Below are 24,210 nucleotides of genomic sequence, written 5' to 3'. Positions count from 1 at the left end.
GCATGGAAGCATGGCTGATCGACAAGGACTTCACGAACTACTGGACCGCAGCGCGGCTGCTGCTGAACGGACAGGTTCTGGATCTTTTTGCCGATCACGCCACGTACTTCCGGCACCTGACCGATCAGTTCGGCCCGGGCACCCATTGGCGGAACTGGAGCTATCCGCCGCATTACCTGCTGGCGATCTGGCCGCTTGGGTTCTTTGGCTATGGCACCGCGATGGCGGGTTTCCTGGGCGTGACGCTGGTGGCTTACCTCGTGGCGCTGCGGGCCTTCGTCGGGCCGCTGACGACAGGCCTGGCCGTGGCGACAGCCATCGTGCTGCCCTCGGTCTTCGACAACATCTACCATGCGCAGAACGGGTTTCTCTCGGCCGCCCTTCTTCTGGGCGGGCTGGCGCTGCGGATGGAGCGGCCTGTCCTGGCCGGTGTCCTGATCGGTTGCCTGACGATCAAGCCGCAGCTTGGGTTGCTTTTGCCGCTTCTGCTGCTGATCGAAAGGCGCTGGCTGGTGATTGCCTCGGCCTCGCTGACCACGGCAGGGCTGGTCGTCCTTTCCGGGGTGCTTTTCGGCTGGGAAAGCTGGCATGGCTATGTGACGCAGACCCTGCCCTATCAGTCGCGGGTCATGACCGATTTCACCGGAGTCTTCCTGGGCATGATGCCGACTGTCTTCGGCGCCCTGCGCGTGCTGGAGGTGGGTCCGCAAATCGCGCTGGCGGTCCATGCCGCAGTCGCAGTGCCGGTCATCGGCCTGGCCGGATGGGCACTGTGGCGGTGCGAGGATGCCGGTCTGCGCGCAGCGCTTGCGATCATGACCACGCTGGTCGTCGTGCCCTACTGGCTGAGCTATGATTACGGGATCGCTGCAGCGGCCCTGCTTTTGACCCGCAACCGGGCCGAGGCGACCGGCGTCGTGCTGTGGCGGTGGCGGGGCCTTCTGCTGCTTGCCGCCTTCATGCCTACCCTTGCGATCCCGCTGTGGCTGTTCAACGCGCCGCTGACGCCGGGGCTGGTAATGCTTGGATTTGCGCTTGTCCTGCAATCGGCCCTGCAGGCCCCAAGGCCGCAGGACCGCGTCTGACAGCGGCGGTCAGAGCCGTGCCGTTTGCACCGTGACGGCGAAGCCCGGGCTTGCTATGCGTCGCGCCAGAGTTGCAAGAAAACCAACGTCGCCAGACTTCGGCAGGAACCGTCGCCCATCATGTCCATCCTTTCTGCGAATGTCCGGGGTGTCCTTCTCGGGCTGGCGGGCTTCGGGCTGTTCTCGGTCGCTGATGGCACGATCAAGTTCCTGGGCGGGACCTACCATCCGGTGCAGATCGTGGCCTTCGCCAGTCTTTTCACCCTGCCGCTGATCGGCCTGCTGTGGCTGAAGGAGCGCGGCCCCCTGCGCCCGGTGCACCCCTGGCTGATGGCGATCCGGACTGTCGCGCTGATCGCCAATGCGCTTCTGGTGACCTATGCCTTCACGGCGATGCCGCTGGCGCAGGCCTATGCGATCTTCTTCACGATGCCGCTGGTGCTGACGCTGCTGGCCTGGCCGATCCTGGGCGACCGGGTCGACGCGATAGGCGGCGTCGCGGTGGTGCTGGGGCTGGTCGGAGTGATCGTCGCGCTGAACCCCGGGCGGATCGACTTCGGGATCGGCCATCTGGCGGCCGTCGTCGGGATGCTGATGGCGGCGGTCCATTACCTGATCATCCGCAAGACGGGGGGCGTTGAATCCTCGGTCGCGCTTTTGTTGTATCCGGTGGCAGGCCAGTGCGTTTCGGCCTTTCTTCTGTTGCCGTCGCGGTATCAGCCGATGCCGCTGCATGACCTTGCAACTGTCGCCAGCATCTCGGTCTTCGGCATGGCCGGCACCATGCTGATGTTCGCCGCCTATCGCGCCGCACCGCCGGTGGTGGTAGCGCCGACGCAGTATTCGCAAATCGCCTGGGCCGCGGTATTCGGCGCGCTGTTCTTTGCCGAGCCGATGACGGCCAGCACCGCCCTGGGCATGGTCATCATCGCGGCAGCGGGCATCCTGGTCGTCTGGCGGCAAGAGCGGCAAAAGACCCTGGCCTAAGCCGCGCCCGGCCTTGCATCCAGGCCACGAACAGGCGAAGGTGTTACCGCTCACGTGGCGTCCGTTTCACGCCCCAGCCCCGGAAAATTTTCGAATGTCTCCTTCGCTTCGCGGCGCGCTTCTGTCGCTGGCCGCCTTTGCTGCCTATGCCACCCACGATGTCGTGGTGAAGTATCTGGGCGGCACCTATTCGGCCTTCCAGACCATGTTCTTTGCCGGGCTGATGGGCTTTCCGCTGGTCACCGTGCTGCTGCTGAGCGACCGCCGCGAAAGCACGCTGATCCCGCGCCACCCCTGGTGGACCGCGATCCGCACCGTCAGCGCCGTGGTGACGGGCGTGATGGGGTTCTACGCCTTTTCCGTCCTGCCGATGGCGACCTGCTATGCGATTTTCTTCGCCATGCCGCTGTTCATCACGCTGATGGCGATCCCGATGCTGGGGGAAAAGGTCGGCATGCGTCGCGGTATCGCGGTCATCGTCGGGCTTCTGGGAGTGCTGATCGTCCTGCGTCCCGGCAGCGGAGACGGCTTCTCGCTGGGGCACCTTGCGGCGCTGGGGGCGGCGACCACCGGGTCGCTGAGTTCGATCATCGTGCGCAAGATCGGGCGGGATGAGCGGTCCGTCGTGCTGATGCTGTATCCGATGGTGCTGACCTTTGTCGCCACCGGCGCGACGATGCCCTTCGTCTACCAGCCGATGCCGGTCGAGGATCTGGCCCTGACCGCCGTGATGGCCTTCCTGGGCATGATCGGGGCACTGGCCAGCATCGCCGCCTACCGGGTGGCCGCGGCGATCATCGTGGCGCCGATGCAGTATTCCCAGATCATCTGGGCAGTGCTGTACGGCTGGCTTTTCTTCAACGAAAGCGTGGATTTCTACACCGCGGTCGGGTCGGCCGTGATCATCGCATCGGGCATCTACATCGTGCTGCGCGAAAGCACGCCGTCGATCAGCCAGAACCGCCCCGTGCTGGAGAACCGGTCCCGGCTGGAGATGGGAACCCAGCCCCGCATCTCGGGCTGGCTCAAGCGCTTTGACCGGGGTGGCGATCAGGCGTGAGGCCTCTTGCCAAAGCCGACGGGACGGGGTAACCCCCCGCCCACGGTCGGAGCGTAGCGCAGTCTGGTAGCGCACCTGCTTCGGGAGCAGGGGGTCGGAGGTTCGAATCCTCTCGCTCCGACCAATTCCCGACATATCAAGTGCTTACGGCGTAAGGTCTGCTGGTGCGACACCGGAGGGTGACACACGCTATGCGGCTAGCTACCTACCTAAGTATTTCCAGACATGGGGTTTTCTACTTTCGATGGCCACTCCCGGCCACTCTGCACCCACATAACAAGCGGCTATGCATTCGAGTGTCACTCGAAACCCGATGCCCGGCGACTGCACAGAGGCTATCGAGGCTGCTAGTGCTGGCTGGACAAAGCCACCTGACCAGAGCAACACATCGTTCTATGCGATATGATGACGTTAAACGGCATGTCCAAGAATACTTCCGCGACATGGTTAGCCAGTTCAAGGAGGAGTTGGCGGCAGATGGCCCGCCCGGTGCGGACAAGGTCGCCAAGATACACGCTAGGCAGCGCCTAACCGAACTTGACCTAGATACCTTCCTTTCCAAGCAGTCGCACGGCGGTACGGCGCAAGGGCTTGTTGCGGCCTTCTGTGAGAAACGGGGGATTGCAGAGGCGGAGCTAACTGACCGAAGCCGGGAGTGGCTGGTGCAGTTGATACACACCGCGCATGCGGCTGCCGTCCGGGCATCCTTGGATCACGTCGATAGTCTGGGCGAGTTCGATCTAACCGACGCTTCGCTGCTGGCGGTTTCATATGATCCAGCCGCGCCATACCAAGATGCAGCGTCTGTGCCGGGCAAGTCGATTGCCGAGGCAGCTGCGATCTACTTCGATGAGATCAGAAGGACGGCTCCTGTAGAACCCAAGACTGAGTTGGATCGGCGAGAGGTGCTAGAGCTTCTGGGGGAAATCACCGGGCACAAGAACGTCACCGCAATCAACAAGAGCGATGCGCAGGAGATCAAGCGAGTGTTGATGCGGCTTCCGTGGAACCGAAACAAGATGGCTGCAACACGGGGCAAGACCCTGGCCGACATGTTGGCAATTGTGGGAGTGAGGACAATTTCCCCGCGCAGAGTGGCGACGCACCTTGGCAATCTGCATGCTTTCTTCAAGTGGGCGGTCGCCAATGGCTATGCTGCGGTAAACGTTTTCGAGGGAATGCAGGTTAAGGCAGCGAAAACGCCCCGTGACGAACGACGCGGCTCGTTCAGTGCCGAACAGCTCCAGGCCATGTTTCGCCACCTGACCCAAAACCCAGACGGTTTAGTTAGGAGGGACGTGCACAAATGGGGGACACTTATCGCCATGTTCAGCGGCATGCGTGTGAACGAGGTCGCCCAACTCGATCTTGCCGACATCAAGCAGGACGGAGAGGTCTGGTACTTCGATATCACGAAAGTCGGAGACGAAAGAAAGAGCCTCAAGAACCAAGCCTCTCAGCGGCGGCTGCCAATGCACAAGCGACTGTTAGAATGCGGTTTATTGGAATACATCGCCGCTCAGCGAGAGGGCGGGCACAAGCGGCTTTTCCACGAGTTGTCCTATTCGGAAATGAACCACTATGGCCGCAACTTGGGTAGGTGGGTCAACGAGAGCTTTCTGCCTGCTCTGGACATCAAGTCCTCTCTGCTCACCTGCCACAGCTTCCGGCATACAATGGCAACCCGGCTGGCCCAGGCGGATGCACCGGAGCGGCATGTCCCCGCCGTCATGGGCCATCGACAAGCTGGCATGACCTACAGCACCTACTTTAGGGAGGGCTTCCTGCCGGTACAGCTAAAGGCAAGCATCGACATGTTCGACTTCTAGCACATCTTCGCGGGTTGATGCCCTTTCGGCAAAGAAGACAGATGCGGGAACAGGATCGGCTGACAAACAACTGTAGCGAGGGGACATGGCCATAGCTCCTAAGATGAGGCATTAGGGGCGGGTCCACGGTGCGTAATCGGACCGTGTGTCGCTGCACGACAAGCGAACCCGCCACATCGGCATTCAACTTGGGCGATGATGACATCCAACAGCGAGCTTTTAGGCGGCTTCGGGATCAGCGAAGGCGACCTTCCGGACCAGCGCGGCGTTAGATCAGTGCCGTTCGAGGCCCATCTAATTCTACCTGATCAAGTGCGGCCAGCCGAGGTGGATAAGGTCGTCGAGAACCTAGCGAATACCTGGCATAGCTCCTACCTGCGAAAGCCAAGCAAGGCCAAGGTGGAGCGGTTCAAACAGTGCGCTCTGCTCATCCTCCTCAACCTCGTGCAGGCAGAGGTTCGGAGTAGTGGCCTGACAGTCGGGATTGCTACAGGCAAGCAGCGATTAGACGATCAGAGACGATACCAACCTGACTTTATGTCGGTGGACTACTTCTTGAAAGCGATGGAAGCACTGCAGGAGGATGGCACCATGCTTCAAGTTGCGCCCGGATACCAAAATGACGGGCTTGCCCAGGTTGCGCGCTACTCGCTTACAGACGCAGCAAGGGCTGCAATCATAAGCGACGCTCCACCGCTAAAGGCGTTCACGCTAAGCGGCACGGAAGAGACGATCAGACTGAAGGATCACCACGGCCAACTAGCAAAGTACAAGGATACCGATGAAACCAAAGCAATGCGCGCCGGTCTTGCTCGGATCAACGATCTGATCGCTACGGCGCGGGTAAGCTCCCGCAGACCTCCATTGCCAGAACTCGACTTGGAGGACGGCCATTCTTCGCACGGCGTTCGACTATACCGCGTTTTCAACAACGGAACATTCGCGGAGGGTGGGAGGTTCTACGGAGGCTGGTGGCAGTCCGCACGAAAGCACTTCCGCCCGCTAATCACCATAAGTGATGAGACCACTATCGAGGCCGACTTTAAGGGGTTACACCCCACAATCCTATTCGCGCAAAGCGGACTTCCTTGCCCAGAAGACCCCTACTCGCTTGTGCCAGGCGCCGCCAATGATAGCCTGTTGCGCGACCACGCTAAGACAACCTTTCTTGCGCTGCTTAACGCCGGTCGCAAGGGCACTCAGGAGCCACGGGATTTCGACACCGAGCGGCACGGTATGTCGAGAATAGCTTTTCAAGAGCAGGTGAAGGCGGCCTTTCCGTTGCTCTCGGATCACTTTGGCACCGGGGTTGGTACACGCCTGCAACGGCTAGACAGCGACCTTGCCGAGATGATCATGCTGCACTTTGTCGAGAGGAATGTTCCCGTTCTGCCGGTCCACGACAGCTTCATAGTGGCGGAGCGCCATAGGGAGGAGTTGGTTCAAGTTATGGTGCAGACCTTTAGGTTTGTGTACGGGCAGGAAATTGGCGTGTCCTTGAAGGGTTCTCGGCAGTCTTGAAGTCCCTCTCTTGCCTGGGAATATGTTCCATCACCCCCCCACCTCCCCCTTACCGGGTAGAATAAGGGTTTGCCGCCGTTAGTGTATCTTTTGCCCGCCCAAGGCCGCACCAGCGCACCCTTCCCTGTGGTGTTCTGCAGTTGACCTACGGAAGTGACGTCGGCTCATGCGGGAAGTCTGCCAGTGCACACCACGGTGCGCCGTTTGTCACCGGGCCAAACATCGCTCTCAGCTGCATATGCTGCGTCATTGGACGACGCTGCGATTGGCTTCTCCTAAGATGAAGGGGCAAGAGCGACCAGCCGGAAGCGGCTCGTGCCTCGCCCCGAGATAGTCGGGCAGGTCATTCACGCCCCCACCGCTCAAGCGCTGTCTCGGCCCCAGCCGGATCGGCCTTCACCCGCAGCACCGTCTGCCGAGTTAGCCCGGTTGCCCGAGCGATCTCAGACGTGCCCGCGCCGATAGCTAACATCTCTTGGACCCGACGTAGGCCATCCCTGTCATAGCTAGGCTTCTTCCCGAGGTACTTCCGGCTATCGGCCTTCGCAGCCGCTATCCCGGCTTTCTGAGCCTCCTTCGATGCTTCGGCCTGTGCCTGGGCAGTCGCGGCCATAAACGCGATCAGCGCGTCTCTCACGGCCTCCTGCATGGGGTCTGTCGTCGCCCCATCGAAGGTCAGACCGTTGATGACGGTTCGGACGATTACGCCCTGCCGCATGAAGTGCCGGATGGCATCAGTAACGTCCTGATAGTTGCGACCAAGCCGATCCACCCAACGGACCACCAACGTGTCACCGCGCCGCAGCTTGTCATACAGCCGCTTCCCCTCAGGCCTGTCGGCCAGCGCGGTACTAACCCCGGACACCCCATGGTCTGCAACTACCTCGTCAATGCGGAACCCTGCTGCCTCAGCCTGCACTCTCTGGTGTACCAGGTTCTGATCCGTAGTAGAAACGCGGGCATAAAGGATTGTGCGTGGCGCGGTCATGAGTGGCTCCAAGAATGTCCGTTGTGGTCATGTCCGTTGTATTGCACGTCCGTTGGTCTTAGTCAACCCTAACGTACACTCACCTGAGGCAATGAAACAGTGTCCTCAGGGGTATACCCTATCGGACAACCATACTTACCGTAGGACATTGATGGCAGCCTCGCTCGTTGCGAGCGAGCAGGGTGATCCTCCTACCCCGGGGTGCCACGGGGGGAAGTCGTGCGCTATGGATGGATAGATAGGGGTACAAAAAAATGTGCCGAAAAATTACACCCCACCTCTGGCAGGCAACCCGGTTGCGCTTCGTCGTAAGTGATGGAACTGTCGTGATCAAATCGCGCGGGGAAGCATGTACGAGAACGCCTTCAACACCATCGAAAAGAACCTACGGGCCGAGGAAGGCATCGCCAACGAACTCGACTACGTTGAACAGACGTCGTGGGTGCTGTTCCTCAAGTACCTGCACGACCTGGAAACCGAACGCCGCGACCGGGCCGAACTTGACGGCACCACTTACGCCCCCATCATCACCGGCAAGTATCGCTGGGATGAGTGGGCCGCACCGAAGGCCAACGGCAGCTTTGACCACAACGCCGCGATGATCGGTGACGACCTCATCGCCTTCGTGGACCAGAAGCTGTTTCCCTACCTTGCCGCCTTCCGCACCACGGCGACTGGCCCCCGGACCATCGAATACAAGATCGGGGAAGTCTTCACCGAACTCCGCAACAAGTTCCGCTCCGGCTACATCCTGCGGGACGTGCTCGAAATCCTCGACGGGCTGAACTTCAACACCCAAGACCAGCGCCACGAACTCTCGCAACTGTACGAGACCCGCATCCGCCGCATGGGCAACGCAGGCCGCAACGGGGGGGAGTACTACACCCCCGCCCCCTGATCCGTGCCATGATCAAGGTCATCGACCCGCAGATCGGCGAGACGATCTATGACGGCGCAGTCGGCTCCGCAGGCTTCCTCTGCGAAGCCTATGACTACCTGCGACCCAAGGCCCAGACTGCAGCGGGCTACGAGACCCTGCAGACCCGCACCTTCTTTGGCCAAGAGAAGAAGGGCCTCGCCTACATCATCGGCATCATGAACATGGTGCTGCACGGGATCGAGGCCCCGAACCTTGTCCACTCCAACACGCTCAATGAAAACGTGATGGACATACAGGAGAAGGACCGCCACGACATCATCTTGGCCAATCCCCCCTTTGGCGGGGGTGAGAGGCGAGAGGTCCAGCAGAACTTCCCCATCCGCACGGGTGAGACGGCCTACCTGTTCCTGCAGCACTTCATCCGCAAGCTGCGGGCCGGGGGGCGGGCGGCGGTGGTGATCAAGAACACCTTCCTGAGCAATTCCGACAACGCCAGCGTGGCCCTGCGCCGGGAACTGATGGGAGCGGCAGAGTTGCACACCATCCTTGATTGCCCGCAAGGCACGTTTCAGGGGGCCGGGGTCAAGACCGTTGTGCTGTTCTTTGAAAAGGGCGCGCCGACGCGGGATGTGTGGTTCTACCAGCTTGATCCGGGCCGGAGCATGGGCAAGACCAACCCGCTGAACGACGCCGACCTGGCCGAGTTCGTGGCCCTGCAGCGCACCCGTGCCCTTGGGCCGAGGTCTTGGCTTGTGAAGCGGTCCGATCTGGATGAGGCGACTTGCGACCTGTCGGTGAAAAACCCCAACGCACCCGAGGCAGCGGCCCTGCGCAGCCCCGAGGACATCATCGCCGACATGCTGGCTCGCGATGCCGAGACGGCGGACATTCTGGAAAGCATTCGGGGGATGCTGTGAAGGCTGGGTGGGAAGTCAAGCCGCTTGGCGAAGTCTATGATATCGGCTCAAGTAAGCGTGTTCTGCAAAGCCAATGGACGCGGAGTGGTGTCCCGTTTTACAGGGCACGAGAGGTTGTGAAGCTCGCCAAGTTCGGTGCGGTTGATAATGAACTGTTCATCTCAGAGGACCACTTCGCTCGGCTACGCAAGAGCCACGGGGTTCCGACTGCGGGCGACCTCATGGTGTCTGCGGTTGGCACGCTTGGTGCCTGCTATGTCGTTCAAGAGCACGACCAGTTCTATTTTAAGGACGCCAGTGTTCTTTGGTTTCGGCCTAAGTCCTTTGTTGAGGCCGCCTTCGTAAAATATGCATTCGAGTGGAGTGGCCTACGACACCAAGTCATTGCAAGTGACGGTGCGACCGTTGGCACTTTCACGATTTCCCGTGCAAACGGCACTTCCATCCCCCTCCCCCCACTCGAAGAACAACAGCGGATCGTTGCGGTTCTGGACGAGGCTTTCGAGGGCCTGACCCGCGCCCGCGCCCACGCAGAAGCCAACCTCCAGAGCGCGCGGGAGTTGTTTGACAGCACAATAGGTCACATCTTTAGTCGGGCATCAGATTGGCCGTGTCTTAAGATTTCCGAGATTGGCAGAGTTTTTGATGGTCCTCACGCTACTCCAAAAACGGTAGCCGAAGGGCCACTGTTCCTTGGAATATCGTCCTTGGTCGACGGAAGGATCGAACTCGCAAAGACAAGGCACGTCACGGACGAAGACTTTGCTCGGTGGACGAAGCGAGTTACGCCACGTGGTGGCGATGTGGTCTTTTCTTACGAAACAAGGTTGGGCCAGGTGGGCCTAATCCCAGATGGGATGAAGTGCTGCCTGGGCAGACGTATGGGATTGGTGCGGCTAAACCGAGAAGTCATCGACCCCGAGTACTTCGTGCTTTGCTACCTCTCACCAGAGTTTCAGAAGTTCCTGCGGGAGAAGACAATCAAGGGCGCGACTGTGGACAGACTTTCAATCAAGGACTTCCCTGACTTTGGCTTTCCAACTCCGACCCTTGAGGTCCAAGAAGTGATAATAGATCAAGTTCGCATCTTGAGGGTTCAACTGGATTTGCTGGTTGAACGTGCCGAAAAGAAACTCCAATCCCTCGATGCCCTCCGCCAATCCCTCCTGCAAAAGGCCTTCGCGGGCGAACTCAGCTGAGGTATGAAACCCCATGGGAACCTCAAAGCGCCAACTCGGTGACGTCAACATCAACGATCAGGTGTTGATCGCCCGCACCGACCGTCCCGGCACGGACCACATGCAGTATGTCTGGGTGCTGGTCTGCGCCCGACGCTTGGGAAGCGGTGCACTCTGCAGCCATCGCTATGGCGCGAACGGATCGGACTTCCATCATCGCAAGTGCCCCGCCTGCCAAGGGGGTTCTGCGGGCCTAAGCGTTGATGGGCTAATATGACCCAGATGGAAACCGAAGCCGACACCCGCGCCAATCGCATCGATCCGGTTTTGGCAGCGGCGGGATGGGGGCTGAACGGCTCACGGGTCCACCGGGAAACCATCTGCCCCGGTCGCATCCAGTCCGGCGGCAAACGCAAGAAAGGCCTATCTGCCGATTACGTCCTGACCCACAAGGGCCACAAGCTGGCCGTGCTGGAGGCCAAGCGTGCGGGCATCAGTCACCGCGACGGGGTGGGGCAGGCCAAGGACTATGCCACGCGTCTGGGTGCCCGCTTTGCCTATGCCTCGAACGGGATCAGCTGGTATCAGATCGACATGGTCACTGGGGCGGAGGGCGACCTGTCCTTGCCCTTCCCCACCCCCGAAGACCTCTGGGCGCGAACCTTCCCCGACCCCAATCCTTGGCGCGACCGTTTCGGGGCCGTGCCGTTCGAGACGGACGGCGGCAAATGGGAACTCCGCTACTACCAGCACAACGCCATCACAGCGGTGCTGGAGGCCGTGGCGAAGGGCGACAGGCGCATCCTGCTGACACTGGCCACGGGGACCGGCAAGACCTCCATCGCCTTCCAGATCGCTTGGAAGCTGTTTCAGGCGAAATGGAACCTGTCGGGCGAACCGACCCGCCGCCCCCGCATCCTATTTCTGGCCGACCGAAACATCCTGGCCGATCAGGCGTACAACGCCTTCTCTGCCTTCCCGAATGATGCCGTGACCCGGATCGACCCTGACACCATCCGCAAGAACCGGGGCAAGCCACCGAAGAACGCCAGCCTGTTCTTCACCATCTTTCAAACCTTCATGACGGGGGAGGGCGAGCCGGTCTACACCCAGTACTCCCCCGACTTCTTTGACTTCATTGTGATAGACGAATGCCACCGGGGCGGGGCCAAGGACGAAAGCGAGTGGCGTAGCTTGCTTGAATACTTTGCCCCCGCAGCCCAGCTAGGACTGACCGCCACGCCCAAACGCAAGCACAACGCCGACACCTACGCCTACTTCGGCGAGCCGGTGTACACCTACGCCCTGCGGGACGGCATCGAAGACGGCTTCCTGACCCCGTTCAAGGTGCGGCAGATGGCCAGCACGATTGACGAGTACGTCTATGACGGCACCGACATGGTGGTAGCTGGCGAGGTAGAGGACGGCGAGGCCTTCACTGAGAGCGACTTCAACACCCGCATCATCATCCCCGAAAGAGAGTTGGCCCGTGTCAGGGAGTTCATGGTGCAGATCGACCAGCGGCAGAAGACGATTGTTTTCTGTGCCAGCCAAGACCACGCGGGCTTGGTCCGGGACTTGATCAATCAGGTGAAGGCCAGCACAAGCCCGGACTATTGCCACAGGGTGACTGCAAGAGATGGGGAAGTCGGCAACCAGCACCTGCGCGACTTTCAGGACAACGAGAAGACCATCCCGACAATCCTGACAACATCGCAGAAGCTATCTACCGGAGTGGATGCCCGCAACGTGCGTCACATCGTGCTGATGCGCCCCATCAATTCCATGATCGAGTTCAAGCAGATCATCGGACGCGGAACCCGCACTTATGAGGGCAAGGACTTCTTCACCATTTGGGACTTCGTGAAGGCGCATGAGAATTTCAACGACCCCGAATGGGATGGCGAACCTCTCGACCCCGAACCCCCTGGGCCACCTCGCGCCACACCAGAGCAGACGGGCGATCCTGAACTGTCAGGCGACGAACTTGACAACGAAGTAGATGATGGCCCACGCCAGAAGATTGTGGTGCAGTTGGCAGACGGAAAGGCCCGGTCTATCCGCTTCATCGGATCGACAACCTACTGGGACGCGGACGGCAAACCGATCTCGGCGGCAGACTTCCTGTCGAGGCTGTTCGGCGATCTGTCCAAGCTGATTGCGGACGAAGACCAACTGCGCACTGCCTGGAGTGACCCCGACAACCGGGCGCACTTTCTCAAGCAACTCGAAGACTACGGTTATAACGCAGACCGGCTAGAAGACATCCGCCAACTGGTCGATGCAGCACAGAGCGACCTATACGATGTGCTCGCATACGTGATGTTCACCAAGCCACCGAAGACGCGACATGACCGCGCACAGGCTGTCAGAGAAAGCCGGATGAGTAGCTTCGCGGATGAGATCGCCGAACTCTTGCTGACCATCTTGAAAGCTTATGAGGCAACAGGCGAAAGCGAACTCGCCACGCGCAAGTTGGGCCAGTTCTTGACTGCGCGGTACGGAAGTGTAGGCGAAAGCAAGGGCAAGGTGGGAGAGTTGGCATTAGTACGGGACGCCTTTCGACGCATGCAGCTTGCGCTGTACGAAGACCGGGTGACCTCCTAACAGCAGGCAACACTAGGACTGTATTCACGGATCGCCAAAATCGGATACCGATATTGGCCCCTTGGAGGGGGGCGCCGCAGTACCTAAGCCCCATCCTCCTCTATCTGGATAGCCCGTCAAACAAGTGTGTCGGAAATTCACACCATGACCCGGCTCCCCCCTCAAAGGGACCGTTCAGACCTCGCAGCACCTTCGGCGCCGACGGACCAATTGGGGCAGGAGCTTATGTATAACTCCCCGCCCACATCACCATCCTCTTGACACAGAACGCATTCTCTTCAGGGTTGCGCTTATGTCTAGTCGCTACCTTGAAGTTGCCCGAAAGGTGATCTCAGTACGTGGGCGCCCGCTCACGGCTCAAGAAATTCTACACGACGCAGCACGCTATGGGCTCATGCCTGCCGACCTCAGCGGCGAGACCATGCACAAGACACTGCAAGCAAGGATTACTGAAGACATATCGGAACATCGAGACCACTCCGCCTTCTACAGAACCGGCCCAGGCATCTACTTTCTCCGAGAGCTTTCGGACGATCCGACGCTCTCCCCCGATGTACGAAGGGAGTTTTCAAGCCCGGGACGAACAAGACCGCCCTCCCAAGGTCGAGTGCTACATTACTTGCCCGCCATGCCAAGTCACGGACTAGAGAGCACAAGTGCGGCGGAACTCGTCAAGCTCCTAAAGAAAAGCGGCCGCTACAGTTCGATGGATCAATTACCAGAGGGGGCGATCAGGATAGGTACATTCTCAATCATCCGGCAGAAGGATGCCTACTTCACCTATTCTCTTGGCAAGCATTCTCCCTTCTCTGAAGATATAGGAAAGTTTTCGATAGGGCTACGGCGCTATATTGATGAGTTTGATCGTGACCTATTTAGTGCAGATGACTTTGGCATCGACATGAGCGCCGCGAGAGAAGTACTTCGAAACCTATCGGAGAAAGGTACTTCCACAATCAGGGATGAGCGATTTCTAAGAAGTATGCTCAGGCCGCAGAGGTGCATAATTGATCATAGTTTTGGCGATGCGTGGTTCATATTGGAGATCGAAGCGAAGGGCGACATATCTCCACTCTCGCAGCCAATAAGGCGGCTCGACATCACTAAACCGAAGTGGCAGCCAACCACCCAAATAGACTTGACTGAACTTGATAGAGTATCTCGTGGGTATCTATCCACTGGGAGCAATCGGTGAGCTACTTCGCGACGCAAGAGCGCCCTATATTTCTCAACTTCCTTAATCGCGAAGCTAATCACGCGAGCAGAGGAGGGCGCAATCAAGAACAGGACATCCGGGCGATAGACGTATTGACCTTAACACATTGCTGCGGAATGACTGCAAACATCTCCCAGATTATCGAATACTCACATAGCTATACACAACTCAAGAATATCGTCGAAAAGCTAATTAAGGCAGGCATACTTATATCAACGAGCCATAGCACTGACCTAGGCGACTTTGTAGCAAGTCGACAGAGGATATATCGAAATGTCGCAGAGAAGTACCCGATGTACTTTGGCAACACTGGGGAACTCGAGCGGTTTCCCATACTAAAGCGCAACAACTTCTCTATGACTAAACTATTGCGCAGGGATATTTTTGACTATGATGTGACAAGATTTCCGGTCCTAGGCTCCCATGCGCTCGATACCGATCTCAAGAAATTCGAGACTGGCATTGGAAGAATTCAAGCCATGATAATGAGCAACCCTGAGATAGCTATAACTCGCGGAAACATTGAGCGCATTGCAAACCAAGGCGATCTATCTGAACCTGTCCTTGCTTCAACGGCGCACATTTTCTCTGCGCGTTACTTTGATCATTATAAGGAAAACAATGATGCAGTTATACCATCGGGTGTAGGCCTAGTTGGCTACCTTGATGATCTTACGTTTTTCCCACAGTATGATATACGCGTACTAACGCAGGCTTTGGTGTCACTTGGTTGGCATCGACTGAAGAGACTTCACGAAGTGCGAGATAGGGCTTATGCGAGCTACGGAAACGCACTTCACCGCGACTTTGTCCTGCACCTAAACTCGTTTCTCGGGGCAACCTTCACAGAGGTTTCGAGGCGGGCGAACAGGCCACTTGGAGCCGACAATGCCGATACGATGCGCAGAATGGTTTGCAACACTGCTTCGGCATTTCTCGACATTGCCAAGGATAATTGCAATAGACCGATTACCTCTTTTGATGAGTTCCTTGAGATATCGATAGACGCTATAAGGGATGCAGCAACACGCGAAGGTAAGCGCAATACGAACTTTGCAAGGGAGTGGGAGAGTACAATGGGTACACTGCGCACTGTGACTGTTCTCCTACTTACGGCAACCGACACAGAAGATGATGCAGTACGAGGAGCCTTGGCGCTCAATGGCTTCAAGCACCAGGGCTTCAGATCAGCGGGAAAGGCAGTTGCCAGCGAGTATAGCCGTGGAGCAAACCAGAAGATATTCCATGTCCGAAGCAGTGCCGGCTCTACAGGCGCGAGCGGCTCTGAGCTTACTGCGAATGATGCATTCACGGCAATTCAACCCAACTATACTATTTCGGTTGGCATCTGCTTTGGACTAAAGAGGGGCAAGCAGAGCATTGGAGATATCCTTGTCTCTGAGATGGTCACTGACTACGAGATGGTCCGGAAGGGTGAGGCCGAGACAAGAGAACGTGGAACAAGAGTGCCAGCGGCATCCAAACTTCTATCCGCATCGCGCGCGCTGAGGTCTCAGTACAACGAAGGTGTCCCATTAGTACATCATGGAGAGCTACTTTCTGGGATGAAACTCATCGATGATGCGGACTTCCGCACCGAGTTAATAAGTCGCTTCCCTGATGCAATCGGGGGCGAGATGGAAGCAACCGGAATAGCCGCCTCTGCGAGCAGGCTACTCGCAGACTGGATTGTCGTGAAGTCTATCTGTGACTGGGCAGAAGGCAAGAAGGATGGAGATCAAGAACTCGCCGCAAGAAACGCCGCCGAGTTCGCTCTGAAGTTGTCCGGAATAATCTTCGCGACAGACTTGTCCGAGGGAGGCAGTGAATGAGCGATAGTGAAGTTACTTGCATCGTTCGCTTCAAGTACACAGAGGCAGCAGATACAAGAGTGCCAATACCCGCGCGGCAAACCACAGCATCTTCTGGATACGACATATGCGCCAATTTCGGCGGAGAAGTTCGCGCCGTTGGGCTATCCCTCCTGGCGGGTGGTCGCGCACTAGTTCCCACTGGTTTGATGCTAGAGATACCTGTAGGTTACGAAGCGATTGTGAGGCCCCGATCTGGTCTTGCTTTGCAACATGGTGTGACGGTCCTGAACTCGCCGGGTACTATTGACGCCGACTATAGAGGCGAGATCGGGGTGTTGTTGATCAATCATGGAAGCGAGGCTTACCAGATACTTCATGGGGCACGTATCGCGCAACTGTGTTTCCAAAGGACATGCGATGCATTCTTCTTAGCAACCTCGTTCCTGCAAGATACTAAGCGTGGTGGAAGTGGCTTTGGGTCTAGCGGAACTACCTAACGCAGGTCGAGACATCCCGGCGGCCAGAAGGTCCCTCATCCTTTCCACTGGGAATTGATCAAGTTGCGGTGTGTCCTTCAGCGACAAGCCAGAAAGATTGGTCACACCGGGTCCACTCTTTCGTTGTGATGACCCTCACCAAAATCCTGCACATTGACAAAAGGGCAGGTGCGACACACAAGTGGGACACAGAACTTAACCAGCACTCGGCGGTTCAAGCGTTCTCAAGCACTTAAGGCAATGGTGGGAGCTCCTCTCGCTCCGACCAAATTCCCGAATATCAAGCCGCATGTCAGCGTGTCCCATGTCTCCGGCAAAACAGAGCATCTGGCGTTGCAGGGTCCGGATCGTCTGATCTGACAGGGCTGCGGCGCGTGTTGCTGCAAACCGGGAAGTTCGGCATTGCCCGGACCGCCCGCATCAGGGCAACTAGGCACATGACCGCATATCGTTTTCTTCACTCGTCGGACCTGCATCTTGGGCGGGCCTTCGGCAACTTTCCCGAAGGCATCCGCCACCGCCTGCGCGAGGCGCGGCACGGGGCAATCGGGCGGCTGGCGGCGGCGGCGCGCAATGGCGGGGCCACGACCATTCTTCTGGCGGGCGACACCTTCGACGCCGAGACCCCTGCCCCCGACACCCTGCGGCAAGCCTTGACCGCGATGCGCGAGGCCGCAGACCTGACCTGGGTGCTGCTGCCCGGCAACCACGACAGCCTGGCCGCGACCGAGCTGTGGCGGCGCATCGCGACCGACGGACCTGCGAACCTGCGGGCAATGACCCTGGATACGCCGGTAGAGCTTGCGCCCGGTGTTCATCTTCTGCCCGCCCCCTGCACGCAGCGCAGACCGGGTCGTGACCTGACCGAGGCGATGTCAGCCGCCACGCCTGCCGGGACGCGCCGGATCGGCCTTGGGCATGGCGCGATCACCGATTTCTCGGGCGAGGAAGGGGCGACGGGCATCATCCCGCCGGACCGGGCCCAGCGGTCGGGTCTTGACTACCTGGCGCTTGGCGACTGGCATGGGCAGCTGCAGGTCAGCCCGACGACCTGGTATTCCGGCACGCCAGAGCCGGATGCGTTCAAGCATCAGGGCCCGGGCGCGGCACTGCTGGTGACGCTGGACGGGCCAATGCCGCAGGTTGCCCCTGTCGAAGTCGCCAGCCTTTGCTGGCTTCGACCGCAGATCGAGGTGCTTCCGGGCGAAGACGCGACTGCCCGGGTTGCCGCCCTGCTGCCCAAGGCGGGGGCGCGCGACCATCTGGTCCGCCTGACCCTGAAGGGCCGCCTGCCCCTGGCTGAGCGGGCCGCTCTGGAAGCCGATCTCGCGCATCGCGCCCCCGACTTCGGCTGGTTCGCGGCTGACCTGACCGCCCTTGCGGTCGAGGCGCTGCCAGAAGACCTGGACCAGATCGACCGCGCCGGGGCCTTGCGCCAGGCGGCCGAGGCGCTGCTGGCCGAAGCCGGGGACACCAGCCTGTCGCAGGCCGACCGGGATACGGCCTCCTCCGCGCTGGCCCGGCTTTACGCCTTTGCGCAAGAGGTCCGGGCATGAAGCTGCGCGCGATCGAGCTGACCAACATCCGGCGCTTTGCCGGGCGCAGCGCGCGGCTTTCGGGCATCGGCGACGGCATCACCGTCCTGTGCCAGCCCAACGAGTTCGGCAAATCCACCTTCTTCGACGCCCTGCACGCCGTCTTCTTCGAACGCCACGGCAGCCGAAACGCCGTCATCAAGGCGCTGCAACCCCATGCAGGGGGTGCGCCGGAAGTGGCCGTGGAAATCGACCTGCCGCAAGGCCGCTTCCGCATCGCCAAGCGCTGGCTGCAACGGCCCCAGGCGCAAGTGCTGGACGCCTCGGGCCGCCTTGTCGCGCAGGCGGACGAGGCGGAGGCCTGGATCGACCGGACCCTTGGGGGCGGTCTTGGGGGTCCCTCGGGCCTGTTGTGGGTGCGCCAGGGGCTGATGGGGATGGAGCCCGAAGGCACCGCCACCGACGACAGGCGCGAACGGGAACGCGGGTTGGCCACCCGGCGTGACCTGCTGTCGTCGGTCGCCGGGGAAATCGACATGATGACCGGCGGGCGGCGGATGGATCTGGTCGTCGACAGGGTGACTGCAGCGCTGGCGGCTTTGGCGACCGACAGCGGGCGGCCCAAGGCCAATGGCGAATGGAAACGGGCGCTGGATCAGGTTGAGGCTCTGGCCGCGCGCGAGGCCGATTTGCGACCCCGCGCGGACCGCCTGTCCGGCGACCTGGCCCGCCGGTCCGATCTGCAGCGAGCGCTTGCCCGGCTGACCGACCCCGAAGCCGTGGCCGAGCGGAGCCAGACACTTGAGAAGGCGGATGCCATGCATCGGGATGCGCTGGCGCATCAAGCGCGGATCGCACAGGCCGAAGCGGCCCTGCGTCTGGCGCGCCTTGATGCAGAACGGGCCGAGACCGAGATTGCGCGTCTTGCCACCCTGACCGCCCGGCTGACCGCGGCAGAGGAGGCCCTGCGCCGTGCCGACGACGCCGCCATCACCTCGCGCAAGCGCGCCGAGGACCTGGGCCAGAGCGAACGCCTTGCTGCCGCTGCGCAAGAAAAGGCGGTGGCGACGGCCCGCGACCTGCGTCTGCGTCTGGATCGCGCCACCCGCGCAAGGTCCGCCAGGCTGGCCCAGCGTCAGGCCGAAGACCTGCGACGGCGTCTGGATCAGGCAGCAAAGGTGCAGGCCGATCTTGAACGCGCCCAGGCCGGGCGCGGGCGCATCGTGGCAACCGCCGATGCTGTGACGGCAGCCGAGTTAGCACAGACGGCGCTGGACCTTGCCCAGGCCCGGGCCGAGGCTCAGGCCGTCACCATCGAGGCCCGGCCCGATGGCAACGCGCAGGCGCTTCTGGCAGGCCGCCCCTTGCCGCCCGGCCCCCAGCCGCTGCTGGCGGCGGCGGACCTGGTCCTTCCGGGCTTCGGCACCTTGCGGATCGACCCCGGCACCGCTCGGGCTTCTGACGCATCGACCGACATCCAGGCCGCCCGCAAGCGACTGGATGCTGCCCTGTCCACCTGCGGCGTGGAAAGCCTGACCGACGCCCGCGCGGCGCTGGCCCAGGTCCGCGCGTTCGACGCCGCGATCGCTCAGGCAACCGCCCTTCTGGCGGCGATAGCGCCCGATGGCCCTGACGCGCTGCGGGTGGCCCTGGCCCGTGCCGTGGCAGACGCAGCGGCGGGGACCGGGGATGCCGTAGGCGAGGACCCAGACACTCTGACCCCAGACCTGGCCGCAGCCGACAGCGCCGAAGCTGCCGCCTCTGCCACCCTGCGCGCGGCGCATGAGCTTGTGGTTCAGGCGAACCAGGCGCGGGCTGTCGCCGAGGCCAACCGCGCCTCGGCCGACCGTGGGCATGCCGCTGCAAGGTCCGAGGCCGGGGACCCGACCGCGCTTGCCGACCGTATGGCCGCGCTTCAGGACACCGTGCCGACACTTGCCGCGACACGCGCGACAGCCGAAGCCGCACTGGCGGGCCTGCGCGCCTCGGCCGTCGATCTGGCGACCACCGAGGCCCGGCTCTCTCGCGCGAAAAGCGCCTTTGACCAGGCCGCGCGCGATATCGCAAAGGCGCGCGAGGATCTTGCCGGTCTGAATGCCACCATCACCGCGCTGGCCGACGAGGGTCTGGAGGAACAGCTTTCGGCTTTGGCCGAGGAACGGGCCGAGGCCACCACCCGCGCCGCCCGCTACGAGGCCGAGGTCCGGTCCCTGACCCGCCTGCGCCGGGCGTTGGAGGAGGCCCGCACCCAGGCCCGCGACGCCTATTTCGCCCCGGTCCTGCGCGAGTTGCAGCCTTTGCTGCACATCCTTCACCCCGGCGCGCAGCTGGTGATCGACGACACCACGCTTCTGCCCACCACTCTGACCCGCGATGGTCAGGACGAACCGCTGGACATCCTGTCCGGCGGCACGCGTGAGCAACTGGCAATCCTGACCCGCCTGGCCTTTGCCCGGCTTTTCACCGCAGCCGGGCGTCCGCTGCCGGTGATCCTGGACGACGCTCTGGTCCATTCCGACGACGACCGGATCGAGGCGATGTTCGATGCGCTGCACCGGACGTCGAAGGATCAGCAGATCCTGGTCTTCACCTGCCGTCAGCGCGCCTTTGCGGCCCTTGGCGGGGAAAGGGCGACGGTCACCGTCGGGGCCGCCTGATGCCCGCCGCCGGTTCAGTGCCGGTCAGATCGACCCCGCTTCGACCATGTAGCTGCTGGCCGTGCACATTGCCGCATCGTCCGAGGCGAGGAACAGCACCATCCGGGCCACATAGACCGGCTCGATCAGGTCCGGCAGACATTGCCGGGCCTGATGCGCGGCGATCGTGTCCGGCTTGACCCATAGGGTCTTCTGCCGCTCGGTCATGATCCAGCCGGGGACCACAGCATTGACCCGGATGCGGTGCTTGCCCAGATCCCGCGCCATCGTGCGGGTCAGGCCATGCACGGCGGCCTTGGCGGTGGCATAGGCCGGGAACCCTCCGCCTGCCTCGAACCAGCTGTTCGAGCCCATGTTGATGATCGACCCGCCGCCCCGTTCGATCATGTCCGGTGCCACGGCCTGCATGGCGAAGAACTGATGCCTCAGGTTGGTATCCATCCGCTCGTCCCAGTATTCGGGCGTCACGTCCGTCCACGCGTGGCGGTCGTCGCGGGCGGCGTTGTTCACCAGCACATCCGCCGGACCGATCCGGGATTTCAGCGCGGCAAAGGCGGCGCGCAGGCTTGCGATATCGCGCAGGTCGCAGACCTGGTGCGTGACGTTCGGATGCGCCGCACACAGCGCCGCGCTGCCCTCGGCGTCCAGATCGACGAAGCCGACCTTTGCGCCCTGCTGGGCAAAGGCGGTAACGATCTCGGCGCCAATGCCCGAGGCGCCGCCGGTGATGTAGACGACCTTGTCGGCAAGGCTGGGGTATCTGGCAAAGCGGTCGGACATGCGAAGCATCCATTTCAGGCTGACGGGTCGGGGCGGCCAAAGTGGCGGCAGCGACCGGGATGGTCAAGCGTCGAGGTGGCAGTCCCACCCAGCCTTTCGCGCCCTAGCCGTCCCGGCTGGCCCAGGCCCTGGCGATGTACATCGCGGTCATCAGGTCCAGATGCGCGCCGCCACCGTTCTTGGCGATGGTGATCTCGTCGTCGGAGCGTCGGGCATACAGCGCCGGATCGTCGTAGAAATCGGCAATCACATCCGCTTCGGTTATGGCACCCGAGGCGATGGGGTCCATCAGCTCGCCGATGTGGTGGATCGTGGTGGCGCGGCTGTCCACGAACAGGCGGGCGCGCTGCAGGGCGCGGTCGTCCACCTCGCGCATGCCGGGCTTGTAGGCGCCGATCAGGTCAAGGTGCTGGCCGGGTTGCAGCCAGTCGCCCTTGATCAGCGGAGACGTCGCCATCGTGGCCGAGCAGATCACATCGGCCTTGCGCACCGCGGCCTCAAGGTCGTCGGCCACGGGCAGGCCCATCGCCTGAGCACTTTCGCGGGTCCGGCTCCAGACGGTGAAGCGGGCCTGTGGAAAGACCGAGGAATAAGCCTGCACCATGCTGCGCGCGACGGCACCGGCACCGACCAGCAGGAACTCGGTCGCGTCCTTGCGCGCCAGGCGCGAGGCGGACAGCAGGCTGTCGCCCGCCGTTTTCCACTTGGTGACCAGATGAAAGTCGACGATGGCGCTCAGATCGCCGGTCAGATCGTCGAACAGCGTCACCGCACCGAAGATCGTGGGCATGCCCTTTGCGGCGTTGCCGGGGAAGATCGTCGCGACCTTGACCAGCGCGCCCAACCCGTCGATCCAGGCCGCGCGGTCCAGCAGTGTGTCGTCGCGGCGATAAAGGAAGATGTCCTGAATCTCGGCCTTGGGCAGCCGGTGTCCTGCCTCCAGCGCCCGGGTAAGGCCCTGCCAGTCCAGAAAGCGCTCTGCATCCTGCCCGATGGTTTCGACGGTCATAACCCTGCTTCCTTTCTGGTCAAAAGCTCTTCGGCCACCAGCCGTTCGGCCCAGCCCTGCCAGCTTTCGAACTGATGCGTGCGCCAGCCCCGGCGGGCGGCGGCGGTGATGTTGTCGGCCCGGTCATCGGTGAACAGAAGCCGGTCAGCCGGCAGACCGCAATCCTCCTCCACCGCCTGATAGATGCGCGGGTCGGGCTTGGAGACCTTCAGTCGGCCCGAGACATATTCGCGGTCGAACTCACCCAGGAAATCCAGCTTGTCGCGGGCTTCGTCATAGGAATAGCTGCCGAAATTGGTCAGGCAGAAGACCGGCACACCCTTGGCCCGCAAGGCCCGAAGAAGCGCGATGGACCCTTCGATGCGGGGACTGGCAAGCTCAATCCAGCGGTCGTACCACAGCCGGATTTCCGGGGCCCAGTCCGGGTGGCGGTCGGCCCAGTCATAGATCGTCTCGCGGAACAGGCCCCCGTCGTCCACCAGCGCGTTCATGCCGTGCAGGTCCACGGCGCCGAACAGGGCTCGGCGGCGGTCTTCGCCCAGAACGCGGTCGTAAAAGGCTTCGGGCTGCCAGCGGGTCAGCACGTTGCCGATGTCGAAGATCACTGCCTCAGGTTGCATCGCCTTCCCGTTTCCGCACGGTTTCCCGCCAGATCACATACAGGCCGGACCCGCAGATAAGCGCAATCCCTGCCCATGACACCGCGTCGGGGAAAGTCCCGAACACGACAAGCCCCCACAGGATCGCCAGCGGCATCCCGACATATTCGAACGGCGCGATCAGTCCCGCTTCGGAGGTGCGATAGGCCTGCGTCACCATCATCCCGCCGATGCCCACGGACAGCCCGGTCGCCAGAAAGACCGGCCAGTCGTGCAGCGGGGGCCAGATCCACGGGCGGAACAGGAAGGCCCAAAGCCCCTCGTCGGTCGCAAGGTGTCCGTCGCCGACCCAGAGGCCCATGCCAAGACTGACCACGATGAACCCGGCCTGGACGTAGAAGGACAGGGTCATCGCGCTTTCGGTGCCGCCCATGTGCCGCACAAGCAGGTTGCCAGCGGCATACATTACGGCCGAAACCAGGACGAGGAGGGCCGCGGGCTGGATCACCCCCGCGCCGGGGCGCAGCATGACGATCACTCCGACCATCCCGATGATGACCGCCGCCCAACGGCGGGGGCCGACCTTCTCGCCCAGAAAGACGATGGACAGAAGCGTGATGATGATCGGGCTGACATAGGCCACCGCCACGGCATCGGCCAAAGGCAGGGTGGCAAGGCCGACGAAGTAGGTGACGTTCGAGATCATCACGATGACGACCCGCACCAGGTGCATCCGGGATCGGCCGGTGACCAGTTGCGCGAAGCCCCGGTCGGACCAGCCGATCACCGCAAGGATAAAGGCCATCGCCACGAAGGCCCGGATCAGGATCACCTGATGCAGCGCATAGCCGTCCGAAAGGAACTTGATCGAGACGTCGTTGACCGAAAAGATCAGCGTGCCGCCGATGGCGAAAAGGATGCCGGTCAGGGCTTGAGAACGTGCCATGCTGGCAGGTGATCCGGCGGCGCGGGTTCCGTCTGTCCTACCCGCGACATAGGTGCCGCAGGCAGGCGAGGCGAGATGGTCAGGGGTTGGCGGGCGCGGCTGCCG

19 protein-coding genes, 1 tRNA gene and 1 pseudogene are annotated in these 24,210 nt (G+C 61.4%); 16 read left to right on the top strand and 5 right to left on the bottom strand.

Annotation, left to right across the window (positions count from 1 at the left end):
* Window positions 1-2: 2 nt before the first annotated feature.
* From U1E69_RS09150 to U1E69_RS09125, 7 genes and pseudogenes are all read left to right on the top strand, one after another.
* Window positions 3-1,085: a glycosyltransferase family 87 protein gene (locus U1E69_RS09150; RefSeq protein WP_322244076.1), complete on the top strand. Its 1,083-nt coding sequence runs from the start codon at window positions 3-5 to the stop codon at window positions 1,083-1,085.
* Between the two features lie 120 nt (window positions 1,086-1,205).
* Window positions 1,206-2,072 (top strand): DMT family transporter, encoded by an 867-nt coding sequence (locus tag U1E69_RS09145; RefSeq protein WP_322244075.1) that lies wholly within the window; start codon window positions 1,206-1,208, stop codon window positions 2,070-2,072.
* Between the two features lie 94 nt (window positions 2,073-2,166).
* Window positions 2,167-3,132, top strand: a complete 966-nt coding sequence (locus tag U1E69_RS09140) for a DMT family transporter (protein ID WP_322244074.1) — start codon at window positions 2,167-2,169, stop codon at window positions 3,130-3,132.
* Between the two features lie 47 nt (window positions 3,133-3,179).
* Window positions 3,180-3,256, top strand: a tRNA-Pro gene (locus U1E69_RS09135).
* 67 nt (window positions 3,257-3,323) lie between these two features.
* A pseudogene (locus tag U1E69_RS22605) lies at window positions 3,324-3,500 on the top strand (DUF6538 domain-containing protein); the annotation flags it as partial.
* Window positions 3,501-3,527: 27 nt separating this feature from the next.
* On the top strand, window positions 3,528-4,961 hold the full coding sequence (locus tag U1E69_RS09130) for a site-specific integrase (RefSeq protein WP_322244073.1): 1,434 nt from the start codon (window positions 3,528-3,530) through the stop codon (window positions 4,959-4,961).
* A 198-nt stretch (window positions 4,962-5,159) separates the two neighbouring features.
* The gene (locus U1E69_RS09125; protein WP_322244072.1) at window positions 5,160-6,482 is read left to right on the top strand and encodes a hypothetical protein; all 1,323 of its coding nucleotides are present in this window, start codon (window positions 5,160-5,162) and stop codon (window positions 6,480-6,482) included.
* Window positions 6,483-6,825: 343 nt separating this feature from the next.
* Here the strand turns inward: U1E69_RS09125 and U1E69_RS09120 are convergent, their stop codons facing one another.
* The gene (locus U1E69_RS09120) at window positions 6,826-7,470 is read right to left on the bottom strand and encodes a recombinase family protein (protein ID WP_322244071.1); all 645 of its coding nucleotides are present in this window, start codon (window positions 7,468-7,470) and stop codon (window positions 6,826-6,828) included.
* Between the two features lie 349 nt (window positions 7,471-7,819).
* Here U1E69_RS09120 and U1E69_RS09115 point away from each other — a divergent pair, with 349 nt between their 5' ends.
* The 9 genes from U1E69_RS09115 to U1E69_RS09075 all read left to right on the top strand — a co-directional run bounded on the left by U1E69_RS09115 (window position 7,820) and on the right by U1E69_RS09075 (window position 20,771).
* Window positions 7,820-8,368, top strand: a complete 549-nt coding sequence (locus U1E69_RS09115) for a type I restriction-modification system subunit M N-terminal domain-containing protein (protein WP_322244070.1) — start codon at window positions 7,820-7,822, stop codon at window positions 8,366-8,368.
* Between the two features lie 8 nt (window positions 8,369-8,376).
* Window positions 8,377-9,267, top strand: coding sequence for an HsdM family class I SAM-dependent methyltransferase (locus tag U1E69_RS09110; protein WP_322244069.1), 891 nt, complete (start codon window positions 8,377-8,379; stop codon window positions 9,265-9,267).
* Entirely contained in the window at window positions 9,264-10,466 is a 1,203-nt protein-coding gene (locus tag U1E69_RS09105) for a restriction endonuclease subunit S (RefSeq protein ID WP_322244068.1), read from the top strand. Before U1E69_RS09110 ends, U1E69_RS09105 begins: the two co-directional genes overlap by 4 nt.
* Window positions 10,467-10,718: 252 nt before the next feature.
* Complete coding sequence (hsdR, locus tag U1E69_RS09100; RefSeq protein ID WP_322244067.1) at window positions 10,719-13,052, top strand: EcoAI/FtnUII family type I restriction enzme subunit R; 2,334 nt, start codon at window positions 10,719-10,721, stop codon at window positions 13,050-13,052.
* Between the two features lie 292 nt (window positions 13,053-13,344).
* Window positions 13,345-14,247: a winged helix-turn-helix domain-containing protein gene (locus U1E69_RS09095; RefSeq protein ID WP_322244066.1), complete on the top strand. Its 903-nt coding sequence runs from the start codon at window positions 13,345-13,347 to the stop codon at window positions 14,245-14,247.
* Window positions 14,248-14,384: 137 nt separating this feature from the next.
* Window positions 14,385-16,100 (top strand): hypothetical protein, encoded by a 1,716-nt coding sequence (locus U1E69_RS09090; RefSeq protein WP_322244065.1) that lies wholly within the window; start codon window positions 14,385-14,387, stop codon window positions 16,098-16,100.
* A complete protein-coding gene (dut, locus tag U1E69_RS09085) occupies window positions 16,097-16,579 on the top strand; it encodes a dUTP diphosphatase (protein ID WP_322244064.1) in 483 nt (160 codons plus the stop codon). Before U1E69_RS09090 ends, dut begins: the two co-directional genes overlap by 4 nt.
* A 437-nt stretch (window positions 16,580-17,016) precedes the next feature.
* Window positions 17,017-18,135 (top strand): DNA repair exonuclease, encoded by a 1,119-nt coding sequence (locus tag U1E69_RS09080; RefSeq protein ID WP_322244063.1) that lies wholly within the window; start codon window positions 17,017-17,019, stop codon window positions 18,133-18,135.
* Window positions 18,132-20,771 (top strand): chromosome segregation protein SMC, encoded by a 2,640-nt coding sequence (locus U1E69_RS09075; RefSeq protein ID WP_322244062.1) that lies wholly within the window; start codon window positions 18,132-18,134, stop codon window positions 20,769-20,771. Before U1E69_RS09080 ends, U1E69_RS09075 begins: the two co-directional genes overlap by 4 nt.
* Window positions 20,772-20,795: 24 nt before the next feature.
* Here the strand turns inward: U1E69_RS09075 and U1E69_RS09070 are convergent, their stop codons facing one another.
* The 4 genes from U1E69_RS09070 to U1E69_RS09055 all read right to left on the bottom strand — a co-directional run bounded on the left by U1E69_RS09070 (window position 20,796) and on the right by U1E69_RS09055 (window position 24,105).
* On the bottom strand, window positions 20,796-21,551 hold the full coding sequence (locus tag U1E69_RS09070) for an SDR family oxidoreductase (protein ID WP_322244061.1): 756 nt from the start codon (window positions 21,549-21,551) through the stop codon (window positions 20,796-20,798).
* Window positions 21,552-21,654: 103 nt separating this feature from the next.
* Window positions 21,655-22,560: an ornithine cyclodeaminase gene (locus tag U1E69_RS09065; RefSeq protein WP_322244060.1), complete on the bottom strand. Its 906-nt coding sequence runs from the start codon at window positions 22,558-22,560 to the stop codon at window positions 21,655-21,657.
* On the bottom strand, window positions 22,557-23,180 hold the full coding sequence (locus U1E69_RS09060) for an HAD family hydrolase (protein ID WP_305546601.1): 624 nt from the start codon (window positions 23,178-23,180) through the stop codon (window positions 22,557-22,559). Before U1E69_RS09060 ends, U1E69_RS09065 begins: the two co-directional genes overlap by 4 nt.
* Window positions 23,170-24,105 carry a DMT family transporter gene (locus U1E69_RS09055; protein ID WP_305546603.1) on the bottom strand — a complete coding sequence of 312 codons (936 nt, stop codon included), beginning with the start codon at window positions 24,103-24,105 and terminating at the stop codon, window positions 23,170-23,172. The genes U1E69_RS09060 and U1E69_RS09055 overlap by 11 nt, the downstream gene beginning before the upstream one ends.
* Between the last annotated feature and the right edge of the window lie 105 nt (window positions 24,106-24,210).

The organism is Tabrizicola sp. (assembly GCF_034366665.1).
Taxonomy (GTDB): Bacteria; Pseudomonadota; Alphaproteobacteria; order Rhodobacterales; family Rhodobacteraceae; genus Tabrizicola.
The sequence above is the reverse complement of the archived record's forward strand: the minus strand, read 5'-3'. Positions and strand labels throughout refer to the sequence as shown.

Bases quoted from the DNA above. Each gene is read 5' to 3' on its own strand.
- U1E69_RS09130 (WP_322244073.1), top strand. From the start codon at position 3,528: ATGCGATATGATGACGTTAAACGGCATGTCCAAGAATACTTCCGCGAC.
- U1E69_RS09140 (WP_322244074.1), top strand. From the start codon at position 2,167: ATGTCTCCTTCGCTTCGCGGCGCGCTTCTGTCGCTGGCCGCCTTTGCT.
- U1E69_RS09095 (WP_322244066.1), top strand. From the start codon at position 13,345: ATGTCTAGTCGCTACCTTGAAGTTGCCCGAAAGGTGATCTCAGTACGT.
- U1E69_RS09120 (WP_322244071.1), bottom strand. From the start codon at position 7,470: ATGACCGCGCCACGCACAATCCTTTATGCCCGCGTTTCTACTACGGAT.
- dut (WP_322244064.1), top strand. From the start codon at position 16,097: ATGAGCGATAGTGAAGTTACTTGCATCGTTCGCTTCAAGTACACAGAG.
- hsdR (WP_322244067.1), top strand. From the start codon at position 10,719: ATGACCCAGATGGAAACCGAAGCCGACACCCGCGCCAATCGCATCGAT.
- U1E69_RS09070 (WP_322244061.1), bottom strand. From the start codon at position 21,551: ATGTCCGACCGCTTTGCCAGATACCCCAGCCTTGCCGACAAGGTCGTC.
- U1E69_RS09110 (WP_322244069.1), top strand. From the start codon at position 8,377: ATGATCAAGGTCATCGACCCGCAGATCGGCGAGACGATCTATGACGGC.
- U1E69_RS09080 (WP_322244063.1), top strand. From the start codon at position 17,017: ATGACCGCATATCGTTTTCTTCACTCGTCGGACCTGCATCTTGGGCGG.
- U1E69_RS09115 (WP_322244070.1), top strand. From the start codon at position 7,820: ATGTACGAGAACGCCTTCAACACCATCGAAAAGAACCTACGGGCCGAG.
- U1E69_RS09075 (WP_322244062.1), top strand. From the start codon at position 18,132: ATGAAGCTGCGCGCGATCGAGCTGACCAACATCCGGCGCTTTGCCGGG.
- U1E69_RS09145 (WP_322244075.1), top strand. From the start codon at position 1,206: ATGTCCATCCTTTCTGCGAATGTCCGGGGTGTCCTTCTCGGGCTGGCG.
- U1E69_RS09060 (WP_305546601.1), bottom strand. From the start codon at position 23,180: ATGCAACCTGAGGCAGTGATCTTCGACATCGGCAACGTGCTGACCCGC.
- U1E69_RS09055 (WP_305546603.1), bottom strand. From the start codon at position 24,105: ATGGCACGTTCTCAAGCCCTGACCGGCATCCTTTTCGCCATCGGCGGC.
- U1E69_RS09065 (WP_322244060.1), bottom strand. From the start codon at position 22,560: ATGACCGTCGAAACCATCGGGCAGGATGCAGAGCGCTTTCTGGACTGG.
- U1E69_RS09150 (WP_322244076.1), top strand. From the start codon at position 3: ATGGAAGCATGGCTGATCGACAAGGACTTCACGAACTACTGGACCGCA.
- U1E69_RS09090 (WP_322244065.1), top strand. From the start codon at position 14,385: ATGACTGCAAACATCTCCCAGATTATCGAATACTCACATAGCTATACA.
- U1E69_RS09125 (WP_322244072.1), top strand. From the start codon at position 5,160: ATGACATCCAACAGCGAGCTTTTAGGCGGCTTCGGGATCAGCGAAGGC.